Annotated in this window: 9 protein-coding genes; all 9 read right to left on the reverse strand. The window is 36.7% G+C overall.

Annotated features, from left to right (window positions below; all coding sequences use genetic code 11):
• Positions 1-155: 155 nt before the first annotated feature.
• Positions 156-602, reverse strand: a complete 447-nt coding sequence (locus BM289_RS23845; RefSeq protein ID WP_091498657.1) for a copper resistance protein CopD — start codon at positions 600-602, stop codon at positions 156-158.
• Between the two features lie 28 nt (positions 603-630).
• Positions 631-1,347: an anaerobic ribonucleoside-triphosphate reductase activating protein gene (locus BM289_RS23850; RefSeq protein WP_167365495.1), complete on the reverse strand. Its 717-nt coding sequence runs from the start codon at positions 1,345-1,347 to the stop codon at positions 631-633.
• The gene (nrdD, locus tag BM289_RS25755) at positions 1,301-1,468 is read right to left on the reverse strand and encodes an anaerobic ribonucleoside-triphosphate reductase (RefSeq protein WP_143102124.1); all 168 of its coding nucleotides are present in this window, start codon (positions 1,466-1,468) and stop codon (positions 1,301-1,303) included. Before nrdD ends, BM289_RS23850 begins: the two co-directional genes overlap by 47 nt.
• A complete protein-coding gene (locus BM289_RS23855) occupies positions 1,449-3,572 on the reverse strand; it encodes a ribonucleoside triphosphate reductase (protein WP_091498660.1) in 2,124 nt (707 codons plus the stop codon). Before BM289_RS23855 ends, nrdD begins: the two co-directional genes overlap by 20 nt.
• Positions 3,573-3,586: 14 nt before the next feature.
• The gene (gene ric, locus BM289_RS23860) at positions 3,587-4,318 is read right to left on the reverse strand and encodes an iron-sulfur cluster repair di-iron protein (RefSeq protein WP_091498796.1); all 732 of its coding nucleotides are present in this window, start codon (positions 4,316-4,318) and stop codon (positions 3,587-3,589) included.
• A 22-nt stretch (positions 4,319-4,340) separates the two neighbouring features.
• Positions 4,341-5,852 carry an L-aspartate oxidase gene (nadB, locus tag BM289_RS23865; protein ID WP_091498663.1) on the reverse strand — a complete coding sequence of 504 codons (1,512 nt, stop codon included), beginning with the start codon at positions 5,850-5,852 and terminating at the stop codon, positions 4,341-4,343.
• 32 nt (positions 5,853-5,884) lie between these two features.
• The gene (gene nadA, locus BM289_RS23870) at positions 5,885-6,817 is read right to left on the reverse strand and encodes a quinolinate synthase NadA (RefSeq protein ID WP_091498665.1); all 933 of its coding nucleotides are present in this window, start codon (positions 6,815-6,817) and stop codon (positions 5,885-5,887) included.
• A 310-nt stretch (positions 6,818-7,127) separates the two neighbouring features.
• The gene (locus BM289_RS23875; protein WP_167365496.1) at positions 7,128-8,444 is read right to left on the reverse strand and encodes an OmpA family protein; all 1,317 of its coding nucleotides are present in this window, start codon (positions 8,442-8,444) and stop codon (positions 7,128-7,130) included.
• A gap of 28 nt (positions 8,445-8,472) precedes the next feature.
• Positions 8,473-13,437 carry an MBG domain-containing protein gene (locus BM289_RS23880; RefSeq protein ID WP_143102125.1) on the reverse strand — a complete coding sequence of 1,655 codons (4,965 nt, stop codon included), beginning with the start codon at positions 13,435-13,437 and terminating at the stop codon, positions 8,473-8,475.
• Positions 13,438-13,501 lie beyond the last annotated feature (64 nt).

Raw genomic sequence — 13,501 nt, forward strand, 5'->3', positions numbered from 1 at the left:
ATGCTTTTTACAAATCGACATTAATCAAATTTACAGAATATTTAATCCTTTACCTACAAGTCTTTATTAATTTTATGTGTTTAATTATTCATTCGTTAATGCAAACGTCTCATTTGTGAACACAAAAAGTATATTTTTAAAAGTTGTTGAAGAAATCAAATCCCGCCATAACGTAACGTTGATCCCAAAACCAGCATTGCCACTCCAATTAAAGTAACCGTTAAAATAATAAACGCCATTATCCTGATATTGTATTTGTCAAGATTAGGAATAAAATACAATTGCGCACAAATGGCGCAAACAAAAGTACAGAAAAGCAATACCAATTTGGTTGAAATCACAGTTTCAAAACCACCTGAAAAATCAAACCAGGTTTCGATAGTAACGCCAAAATCGTATGCCATCCAGATTCCTGTTACAATCAATAAAGCTAAAGAAGACATTCCAAGTATTTCAAATTTCTTTTCAAAATTTAGAATAATTTTGGGGTCTTTTTTCTTTAAAGCTTTCGGAAGATAACTGATACTTAAAAGTAAATGACCGCCAACCCAAACTGTTGCAGCCAAAAGATGAATTGTTAATATAAAATGATGTAAAGTCATAGTTGACTATTAAATTTTGCGGTAGAAATCATTCCCTAAAAACAACTTTTATTTTTGAGGTAGAATAATTCTTTAATCTTATTTCTTTATGGGAATCATTTAATTTTGAAAGCGTTGGCACATTATTCATAAAATGCTGCACATAATAATTGCCTTCAAAATTTTCTGCTTCGAGGTATTCAATCATTTGAACAAAATCGGTTTCCGTAATTAAGGAAGAATGAAAAGTAGTCCGAATTTCAAACGGAATATTGGACTGAATTAAAAGTTTCAGACTTTCTTCAAATGGAGAAAATAAGCCTGATTGCGTTATTTTTTTAAAGGTATGAGGAAGACTTTTATAATCTAACGCGACATAATCAATTAATTGATTATGAATCAGGCTGTTCAGTATTTTTGGATTAGAGCCGTTTGTATCTATTTTAACAGCAAATCCCATTGTTTTGATTTCTTTGATAAAAGAAATTATATTTTTAGAAAGCGTACACTCTCCGCCGCTCAATACCACGCCATCCAATAATCCTTTTCGGGTTTTAAGGAAAGAAAGGATGGAGTCAAAATCCATTTTTCCTTTTCCCAAAACAATATCCGGATTGTAGCAGTATAGACACCGCATGTTACAGCCCGCAAACCACACTATGCAGGCTGTTTTATGCGGATAATCTAATAAAGTAAAAGTTGTAAGGCTATAGATTACTTTAGTAGATAATTGCTTCTTCGAAATGTGTACGCTGTTGGTGTTCACCTTTTTTTCCTATGTTAAAACTTTCTACGGGTCTGTGATAACCCATTACTCTTGTGTAAACGAGACATTTGCTTCTTTTGCTGTTGTTCTCGGCTAATATTTTATGCGTTTTTGTTTTCATAAGCTAAGTGTTTTTGGTTGTTGGCATGAAGTAATTCTTCATCGCATTTTGGACAGTATTCATGTTCTCCGTTCAAATACCCGTGAACAGGGCAAATACTGAAAACGGGAGTTACGGTTATATAAGGCAGTTTAAAGTTGGTTAAAACCTTTTTGACAAAGTTTTTACAGGCTTCTGGACTGCTTATTTTTTCTCTCATATAAAGATGCAAAACTGTACCACCAGTATATTTGCATTGTAATTCATCCTGAAGTAATAAGGCTTCAAAAGGATCTTCGGTATAATCTACCGGAATTTGAGAACTATTAGTATAATAAATGTTCTTGTCGTGTCCCGCTTGCAAAATCTCCGGAAAACGTTTTTTATCTTCTTTTGCAAAACGATAGGTTGTGCCTTCGGCTGGTGTTGCTTCCAGATTATAAAGATTTCCCGTTTCTTCCTGAAATTGTTTCATTCGCAATCTTATATAATCAAGAATCTCGGTGGCAAAATGAATTCCAGAATTGTCGGTGATATTCTGTTTTCCTTCCGTGAAATTAATGACCATTTCGTTCATTCCGTTTACACCAATTGTTGAAAAGTGGTTTCTAAAATGCTTTAAGTAACGCTGCGTATATGGATATAAACCACGATCATACATTTCTTGAATAAACTTCCTTTTTTTCTCTAAAGTCGATTTTGCAATAGTCAGCAACTCATCCAAATGTGAAAATAAATTGATAATATTTCCTTTATGCAAATAACCCAAACGCGCCATGTTAATAGTTACAACGCCGATGCTTCCTGTCATTTCTGCACTTCCAAAAAGTCCGTTGCCACGTTTTAATAATTCCCTTAAGTCGAGTTGTAATCGACAGCACATACTTCTTACAGCGTTGGGTTTATAAGCGTCGGGGTTTTCAATTCGGTTTCCGTTATCATCCAAAAGATATTGGCTTCCAATAAAATTCTGAAAATAAGACGAACCAATTTTAGCCGTGTTTTCAAATAACAAATCAACATTTTCGCCATTCCAGTCAAAATCTTCTGTGATATTAACTGTTGGAATAGGGAAGGTAAACGGCTGTCCGTTGGCATCACCTTCAGTCATAATGGTGTAATATGCCTTATTGATGAGATTCATTTCCGTTTGAAAATCAGCATATTTTAGATTTTCCAATTTGGAAACGCCTCTTTTTTGAGCTTCTTGAATCAGATTTTCATCCGTAACATTTAAAAACAAATGCAGGTCATTTTTCGTCGGAATTTGTTCTTTTAGATCTTCAGGTACATTCCAGTCCAGCGTAATATTCGTAAAGGGCGATTGCCCCCAGCGTGCTGGAACATTCAGATTATAAACAAAACTTCTAACGGCTTTTAAAACCTCATCATAGGTAAGCTGATCTTTAAAAACATAAGGAGCTAGGTAAGTATCAAAAGAACTGAAAGCCTGAGCGCCCGCCCATTCGCTTTGCAAAATTCCTAAGAAGTTGGCCATTTGTCCCAATGCTTCTCTAAAATGAGAAGGAGGTCTGCTCTCGACACGGCCGCGCACGCCGTTAAATCCTTCGTTCAAGAGCACGCGCAGGCTCCACCCAGCGCAGTATCCGGTAAGACAATCCAAATCATGGATATGTATGTCGCCATTCCTATGAGCAGATCCTTCTTCTTTATTATATATTTTATCCAGCCAGTAATTGGCGATTACTTTTCCCGCGGTATTACTGACAAGTCCCGCGTTTGAATACGAAATATTCGCATTGGCATTAATTCGCCAATCTGACTGGTTAATGTACTCTTCTACAGTCTGTGTACTGTCGATATATGTAGTGTCATCATTTAACCCATTAACATGTTCACGCTGCAGTTTTCTGGTGTGTCTATAGATGATAAACGAACGCATGGTTTGGAAATAGCCATTTTCAAAAAGCACCCTTTCGATCATGTCCTGAATTTCTTCTACAGGCCAGGAATACTTTACCTCAAGACCTGAAAGGACAATTTTATAGATTTTTTTATCAAAAGTTTTATTGACACTTTGAAAAGCTTTTTGAATTGCGTCATGAATTTTATAAGCCTCGAAAGGTTTATAATCTCCATTGCGTTTGATGACATATTTTTCCATAGTTTATTCTTAATTTATGACACTTTTTCAAAAGTTTTTTCAAGTTCGATTGCTTTAGGGAATAAAATATTATTCTCCATGTGAATGTGTTTTTTTAAATCTTTGTCAAATTCTTGCAACATGGCAAAGGCAGCTTTGTAGGTTGCACAGGATTCAACCGGCGGTGTATAATTATTGGTTAAAGCTGCAATTCTTTTAAAACGCTGTCCTTCGGTTATATGATCTTCTCTTAATGAAACAATTGGATTTTCGATACTAAAAAAAGGCGGTAGATCAAACGGAGTCCCTTTACTTTGAGCCGATTTCATTTTTTTAATAAAAGGAAAAACCACCAATTCTTCTCTTTTCATATGAGCAGTCAAATCCAAAGTGGATTTGGAGAAAATAGTATGTATTTCATGCAGTTCTGGATGAATCGCACCGTGAATGCCACACAGTTTGGTTAGATATTGGATAATAATCGGCGCTTTTTCCTCAATATATTTGTGATGCGTTTTGGTAATATAATCCGCAATCATATCTGCAGGCCACGATTTATAATCAAAGGACTGGTTGGCAGAACTGTTTCTGGCTTTTTCAATATGTTCGATAAGTTCACTTTGCTCAATGTCTCTTTTTTTGCATACTTCCTCAATGGTTCGATACCCTTTACAGCAAAAATCGATGTGGTATTTTGTGAAAATTGCCGCTGTTCTAAAATCATCTGCTACAATTTCGCCAATCGTGGTTTTATTTGTTAGTTTCATATTAGTGGGGGATTTATTGGTTTCAGCACATTTCTTTGTTTGATGCCTTGCATTGTTTGACAATGATTAAAGACACTGCAATCATATTTGAAAATTCTATAAACGGAATGGTTATTTCGTGTGTTTGCGTTAGCGAAACAGCATAATTATGAAGCTCTTTTATTTTTTCAAAAGCCAAATCGGCATCTCGTTCTTCACTGGTATAAAAAGCTGTAACGAGTTTTTGTAATTCTTTTTTTAGTATTTCGAAAGCCAGATAATCATCAACCTGATGTGCTTTTGGAAACTTTGGAATTAAGATTCTGTTTGAAAATAGAAATCCAGCAATTGTTCTATCTACATTCTCTGAAGCTTGATGCGCAAATACTAAGGCCTCTAAAAGTGAATTGGAAGCCAAGCGGTTTTTACCATGAAGTCCCGTCCTAGCGCATTCACCAATAGCATAAAGATTCGGAATGGCAGTTGCTCCATTTTGATCTACTTTGATACCGCCACACTGATAATGCGCGGCAGGAACAACTGGGATTAAATCTTTTTCAGGTTGTATTCCAAACTCGTTGCAATGTGCGGCAATGATTGGAAAATTAGTGTAGAATTCAACTTTGTTTAAATGTCTGCAATCCAAGTAAACATGATCTTTTCCGGTCAATCGAAGTTCTTTGCTGATAGCATTTGATACCATATCTCGTGTCGCCAGTTCACCTCGAATATCATATTTAAATAAGAATCTTTTTCCGTCTTCGTTTACAATATGTGCACCAAAACCTCTTACGGCTTCAGAGATTAAAAACAATGGATTCTCTTTACTGGCATATAAAGCTGTTGGATGAAACTGTATATACTGCATATCCGCAATTTCTGCTCCTGCACGCGCTGCCATTGCAAGTCCGTCGCCAGTAGCAATTTTAGGATTGGTTGTGTTTTCAAAAAGCTGACCGCATCCTCCTGTACTTAAAACAGTGGTTCTGGTTCTGATGTATTTTATTCTATTGTGTTTTTTATCATAAAAGAAAGCTCCGGTGCAAGTTGTTTTATTTTTCTTGGTTTCGGTATTCAAGTCAATTACCATATGATTCTCCCAAATTTCTATGTTTGGCATTTTCTTGATTATTTTGAGCAGTTTACGCTCAATTTCCAATCCGGAACTGTCTTTATGATGTAATATTCTATGTTGTGAATGCCCGCCTTCCAGACCTAAATTCCATCGGCCTTTTTCATCTTTGTCAAATGAAGTTCCAATTTCGATTAATTCTTTAAGTCTTTCTGGAGCTTGCGTAATGACCATATTAACGATGTCTCTATCGCAAAGCCCGCCTCCAGAACGAAGCGTATCATGTATATGTTTGTTAAAACTGTCTTTTATGAGGTCTGTCACCACCGCAATTCCACCTTGTGCAAGTTGTGTATTAGTATTTCTGGCTGCTTCTTTAGTCATTATAACAATGGATAAATCTGGGCGTTTTTGAGCCGTTTTCATGGCGAAAAATAATCCCGAAATACCTGAACCGATGATTAATATATCTGTTTTAAGCATGTTATTTTGATTTAAAGTTGTTACAATTTTTTTTAAGATAATTGAAGCATTTTTTCAATTGGTTTTAAGGCTTCAATTCTCAGTTCTTCTGTTACCAGCATTTCTGGACTTTCATTTTTAAGACACAAATACAGTTTTTCCAACGTATTCATTTTCATGAAAGCACATTCACTGCAGGCACAGCTGTTGTCTTCTGTGGAAGGAGCCGGAATCAGCGTTTTGTTCGGTACAGCTTTTGAAAGCTCATGCAGGATACCGGCTTCTGTAGCCACAATGTAAACGGCGGCAGGATCCGTTTTAATGAAATTAATAATACCCGAGGTTGAGCCGATGAAATGCGCTGCTTTTAGAATATGACTTTCAGACTCTGGATGCGCCGCAATTTTTGCAGTCGGATTTTTATTGTATAATTCGATTAGTTTGTCCAATGAAAAGGCCTCGTGTACCACGCACGAGCCTTTCCATAAGACAAGTTCACGTTTGGTTTCCTTTTGAAGATAATTACCTAAATTTTCATCTGGAGCAAAAATGATTTTATTTTCGTCGGGTATCGATTCTATTATTTTTTTGGCATTCGCCGAAGTACAGACCAAATCGCTCATGGCTTTTATTTCGGCAGAGCAATTAATATAAGTAACCACTACGTGATCAGGATATTGTTTTTTGAATTCGCTGAAATCTTTCGGATCACAGCCATCTGCTAAAGAACATCCAGCTTCCCAATCTGGCAACAATACTTTTTTATCTGGATTCAAAATTTTGGCCGTTTCTGCCATAAAATGAACTCCCGCAAATACAATGATATCTTCATTTGTATTTTGTGCTTTTTTAGCCAATTCAAGACTGTCCCCAATAAAATCTGCTATTTCCTGTATGTTCTCATCCTGATAATAATGAGCCAGAATAACAGCATTTTTTTCCTGTTTCAATCGGGTTATTTCTTGTATTAGAAAGTTCTTATCCATTTTTATAATCCTAATAAAAGGTTGGTTTGGAAGTGCGTTTAAGCATATAATTTTAATAGGGTAAATGTATTATCATCATTTCTTTCAAAACATGATTCAAATCATACTGTTAAAAGTTTATTTTGTTATATTACGCGGTGGGGAGGTTTTTTCCAAATGAATTTTAATCAGCTATTTGAAGAAATTCTATGATAGTAGTTTAAGGAATATGAATTGTACAGACTTCGGAGAATTTTTTTTGATAAATAGTACACAAAATAAAAGAGCTGTCCTTTTGAGACAACTCTTTTCACATTTGGAAGTGTTAGGGTTATTTTCCGTCAACTAAGATTAGGGAAACTCTTCTGTTGAGCGGTTTGTTTTCGGCCGGCATATTCGGAACTAATGGTTCGCTTTCTCCTTTTGAAAAAAGATGCATACGGCTGGATGCTATTCCTTTATTCTTTAAATAATAGGCTACGGCCTGCGCTCTCTGCATTCCTATTTCCAGATTGCGTGCTTTGGTTCCGATGTCGCAGGTATATCCTGTAATATTTAAATCTGTATCTTGATTTGATTTTAAAATTTGGGCAATTTCATCTAATCTTGCTGCCAATTCTGGAGTTACGCTGGTGCTTCCAACTTCTTGAAAAGCCAAAGGTTTTTTCTCAATATAATTTCGTTCTTCTGTGGTCAGTTCTTTTTTAACGGGAGCTGTTTCCACTATTTTCTGCTGAACAGGCGGTTCTTGAACTGGCACTTCTTCTTTCTGAGTTACAGTTTCTGTTTTCTGCTGGGCAGGCTGCGGTTTGTTTTTAGCTAAAGAAAAACCTAATTTAAGCTGAACTCCTGCTGATAGATATCGGGTATCCTGAACAATTCTTTTATTTCCGATTGTGCCGTTTGCCTGAGTATTATCAATTCCATTTGGATCATAAGCCACAATATTAAGATCTGGAGTTTCTTTGGCTAAATTGGTTAAACCATAATCCACATAAAGGCCTGTATAAAGCTGTGTTTTTTCTTTGATTTTAAAAGTAAGACCTGTTTCTAAGCTTAATAAAAATGATGGATCTAAACTTGTTTTTGTTTCGTCTTTCCAACTGTTTACCTGTCCAAAACCATGAGATGGCAGATCATCAATTAATAAATTTAAATCAGGATAATAACCGCTCAGTTGTAATTGATCAGCCGAAGCTTTTACAGTCTGTTTCCCCGAAAACAGCATTTTTCCTCCAAATCCAAGATACCATTGCGTGTTGGAAGCAAAAGCAGTTCTATACTGCACAAGAAGTGGAATCGCAGCGGAAATAAAATGCTGGTCTTCCTTGTATTTTGAAGGCGTCACGCGGTATTCAAATGCAGAAGTCTGATCGTCAACTTCGTATGAATTGATTGTGTTTCCCTCATTCAGTTTAAAACTGTTCTGATTGTACATTACATCAATTCCTGTAGAAACTCCCCAATGGTTGCTGAAGAAATAGGTATATCCAATACCAATTCCTCCTCCAAATTTGAGCGTACCGTTTCCGATAGTGCTGTCGTATAAAATTCCCGAAGGTCCTCCGTTTATTTTAACATTAAGTTCCTGGGATTTTATCGTGACATTAAACAAAATGAGTAATGCTATGGTGATTTTAATTTTCATCTTTTTCATTTTAAATTAAGTCTCATTTTTACTTAACCAATAAGTTGATTGTTTTTTTCTGACCATTACTCAGTGAAAGAACGACAACATAAATTGCTACCTGAGAAGGAGCAGTAATCTGGTTTTGAGGTTTTACATTAGTGATGGTCTGCACTAATTTTCCAGTAATATCAAAAATGGTAATCTCGGCTCCATTCAGCTGAGATTCGCTGAAGTCACACTCTAAAGTAAACTCATTTGTAGGTCTTATTGGATTAGGATGTATTTTCAAGCTTTTTGAAAAAGATGTTCCTGTGGCTTCAATCGGGCAGGATTTAATTGAACTGCCCTCTGTATTTTTAGCAACAACGTAATAAGAACCATTTAATGGCTGGTTTTCGCTGTAATACTGTCGTGTAGCACCAGAAACTGCATTTCCATTTTTGTACCATTGGTAGCTTGTAAAACTATTAGACTTATTATCAAATAAAAGAACATCTGCCCACTGCTGTGTGATAAGTCCAGACTGGCTTACTTCGATAGGTTTTATTACAGCGAGTGCAGGATTATGATTTTGATCTCCGTTTTGAACAGCTGTAATCGTTGTGCTTCCAGAATTCAAAATGGTTAAAGTTGATTCATTTATTGTACCGATTTCACTGTTCGTTATGGTATATGAAACAGTTAATCCGCTGTCAGTTGCTGCGTTTAGATTAATAACAGTCGAATCATCACAGCCAAATTCTAAAGTCTGATTCCAGGTAATAGTCTGATTGGCTTTTGTGATTTCAAATTCAGCGGCAGTAAAAACAATTGTATAATCTGCACCGGCACTAATGTTTCCTTGCGTGATATTGTATTTTCCAACGTTTTCTCCAGTTTCTCTGGAAAGCTGTCCCGTAATTATGGCATTGGTATCTCCGTTAGCAAATCCTGTTGCCGTATAATTGAATACCGGATCAGAAGTGCCGTAAATTTTTGTATGCCCTGAAGATGCAGTTATATTCAGCGTATATTTTTCTGTGGTAAAACTAACTTCATTTCCATAGTTAATAAAACCATTATTGTTTACAGCATAAGTCCTAACATAATAAGTTCTATTTCCTCTAAGGTTAGATAAACTGCCTGTAAAATCTCCTAATGATGCAGTTACATTTATTTTAGTATCTGCTACAGTTGGATTGGTATGTAAAGCATAAACAAAACCAACTTCTGTTAAACATTCTCCTTTATCCGTATTTATTCCGTCAGAAGAAACTGTGCCTGATAGTTTAACTCCAGAAACTGTTATTTCTGAAACACTTGCTGTATTAAGATTGACTGGGTTTTCTGGCTGTTTTATTTCAATAGATGCAGATAAAGAACAAGAATTGCTGTCCGTCAAAATGACTTCATAAATTCCAGCCGCAAGACCAGTAACTGATGATGCAGTTGCTCCGTTATGTGGCCACAAATATGTGTATGGCACAGTTCCTCCCGTTGCTGTTATTGTAGCGGAACCATTATTTCCGTTATGACAGGAAACATCTTCAGCGGTAATATTTGCAGCTAAAACATTCGGTTCTGTAATTGTAATTGTTTTAGAAATTGAACATGAATTTGCATCAGTTGCGGTTACGGTATAAATTCCCGCAGAAAGACCATTGGCTGTTGCCGCAGTTCCGCCAGAAGGAGCCCAAGAATAAGTATAAGTTCCAGTTCCGCCAGATACAGTTACAGAAGCAGAACCGTTATTTCCTGAATTACAAGAAACATTGGTTTGTGAACCTGTTATTGAAAGTACTGGAGGTTCTGTGATTTGAACGGTTTTGGTTGTAAAACATCCGTTTGAATCTGTAACGGTAACCGTGTATATGTTGGGACTTAATCCTGTTGCTGTTGCTTCAGTTCCTCCAGAAGGTGACCAAGAGTAGGTGTAAGTTCCAGTTCCCCCAGAAGCAGTTACTGTAGCTGTACCATTATTAGCACCATTACATAAAACATCTGTTTTGGATATCGCCGCAGTAAGCTGATCAGGCTCTGTTATAGTAACAAATGCTGTTGTCTCGCATAGATTAGCATCTTTAATTGTTACGGTATAATTTCCTGCGGCAAGTCCATTAGCAGTTGCGTTTGTTCCTCCTGTAGGAAACCATTGATAGGTATATGTGCCAGTTCCGCCAGTGACATTTACCGTTGCAGTTCCATTAGAACCTCCATTGCATGCAACATCAGTTTTAGAAGTTGTTGCGGTAAGCGTATCAGGTTGTGTTAGGGTAAAAGTTTGTGTCTTTTTACAAAGGTTAGCATCTGTAACTGTTAAAGTATAAGTTCCAGCAGAAAGACCAGTTGCAGTTGTACCGTTTCCACCAGAAGGAGCCCATGAATAACTATATGTACCAGTTCCTCCAGCTACTGTAGCGCTCAAAGATCCGTTGCTTCCTCCATTACAGGTAACATTTGTTTGCGGACCAGGTGTTATGGTAAGGACTGGTGGCTCCGTTATTGTAAAGTTTTTGATAATAGAACAACCATTACTAGCGGTGATTTTTACAGAATAGTTGCCTGCAACAAGATTACTAGCAGTGTCAGTGCTGCTTACATACGGAGACCAAACATAACTGAATGGCCCAGGTGCTCCTGATGGAACAACAGAAGCAGAACCTGTGTTTGAACCATTACATTTTAGATTAGTTTGATTTGTACTGGCTACTAAAGTATTGGTTGTATTTATAGTAAAGTTTTTTATTAAAGCACATCCATTTGCATCTGTGATTTTACAGCTGTAATTACCTGCTGACAATCCAATAGCTGTGGCTGTAGTTTGTCCAGATGGCGTCCATAAATAGCTATATGATGGTGTACCTCCAGACGGTATTACAGTTGCTTCTCCACCAGAAGAACAAGTGGCATCTACTTGAGATGTTGTGGCAGTTAGTACTGTAGGCTGTTTAATGGTAATGATTTTAGTAATGAAACAACCATTTGCATCTATAATTTGACAACTATAATTCCCTACTTCTAATCCTGAAGCCGTAGCAGCAGTGCCTCCTGATGGACTCCACATATAAGTGTAATTGCCACTACCGCCAGTTGGGGTAACTGTAGCTGTACCAGTTGAACCTCCATTACATAAAACGTCTGTTTTTGTGATTCCTGCTTCAAGTATTGAGGGTTCTGTAATAGTAAAACTTTGTGTTGCCTGACAATTGTTTGCATCAGTAACAGTTACAGTGTAAGTTCCATGTACTAGATTAGATGCTGTTGCAGTATTTCCTCCTGTATGAGCCCATTGGTAAGTATATGTGCCTGTTCCGCCACGAACATTTACACTCACTGTACCATTTGATCCTCCATTACAAGAAACATTAGTTTGACTTGAAGTTATTGTAAGTGCAGCAGGCTGATTTATAGTGAAATCTAGTGTTTTTGTACATTGGTTGGCATCTTTTACAGTTACAGTATAAGTACCCGCCGAAAGTCCTGTTGCAGTAGCAGTTGTTTGGACAGGATTCGTATTCCATGAGTAAGTGTAACCTGCCGTACCACCATTAGCAACCACAGTTGCTGTTCCGTTACCTCCGCCATAACAAGAAGTGTTTGATATAGTACCTTGTGTTAGTGTAAGAGCACTAGAAGGTTGTCCTATCGTTACAGTGGCTGTATTTGAGCACGAGTTTTCATCCGTCACAGTTACAGTATAAGTTCCTGCTATCAATCCTGTTGCAGTAGCTGTATCTGCACCGTTAGACCACAAATAGGTATAGGTGCCAGTTCCTCCACTAGGAGCCGCAGTTGCTTGACCTGTTGAAGTACCAAAACAAGCTATATCGACTTTGCCTAGAGCTATATTAATATGATTAACATTTAATACAGCGCTATTTGACGTTGCATCTGGAGAACATGCTCCTTTTACTACGACGCGATACTTGAATCCATTCATCGTGCCTGGCACTCCTATAATGTTTAGAGTGGCAGTATTAACACCAGAATATAGTGTATTGTTTGAAATATTTGTAAAAATATTATTTCCCTGATCTACCTGCCATTGATATTGTGTGGCATTACTGGCTGAGACAGAAAAAGAAACATTACTTCCTACACAAATAGGGGTATTGCTAACAGGATGTACTGTTATTGTTGGTGTAGAATTAACATTTAAAGTAGCCGTATTTGAAACAGTAGATGTCCCACAGGATCCTGATGCAATTAGTTGATATTGATATCCGTTCATTGCGACTGTTGCGCCAGTTATAGTAAGTGTTGATGATGTAGCACCAGTATAAGGTGCGGTATTAGTGACATTTGAAAAACCTGTTCCAGTATTTACCTGCCATTGGTATCCTGTAGCATTCGATGCTTCAGCCAAAAAAGCATTACTGGAACCCGCACAAATTGTTGATGAAGAGGGCTGAGAGATAAAACTTGGGCAATTAAGTGTAAGGCCAATGTCTTTTACCCAAGTAAAAGCATCTAATGCAACGTAAGTATAGCCTCCTCCAGCTGTAATTTGGAGTTCATCTATAATTATATTAGAAAAATTTTGACCATTTAAATTGGTCAAGTCAATAAGGGTATTACCATTAGTACTACCTAGCGAAGTAGCAAAACCGTTGGTTTTAGTTGCTGAAAATTTGGTTAGACCGTTTAATTTTCCTGTAACTGTAAGGGTGCCTGTAATATTTTGATTGAGGTTTGCTTCTGATAAAAATATCCAAAATCGGTTTACTTTAAACAGGTTTGAAGTTGTCTTGATGCTAAAAGAGGAATTTGAATTTATAGAATATGAGTTATCAATATATCTGTTGTCATTTGCTGTTCCGCTCCAGCCTGTTCCTGGATAATTTCCCTGTATTGCGAATGTAGAGGTATGAGAAATAATGTTAAAAATGACTCCATTGTCTGTAAAACTGGTTGAATTATGAGATTCTGTTTCAAAAGTTTCTGTTGAAGTCTGTGCTATTATATTGTTTGAGATAAAAAATAAAAAAAAAATAAAATAACACAATTTGATAAGTAAGTAGAGTTTTTTCATAGCAAGTCTTTTTATTAGAAGATTAATGGTAATAAAAACAGCTTCTGTAAATGTTGCAAAAGCT

The organism is Flavobacterium phragmitis (assembly GCF_900112575.1).
GTDB lineage: Bacteria > Bacteroidota > Bacteroidia > Flavobacteriales > Flavobacteriaceae > Flavobacterium > Flavobacterium phragmitis.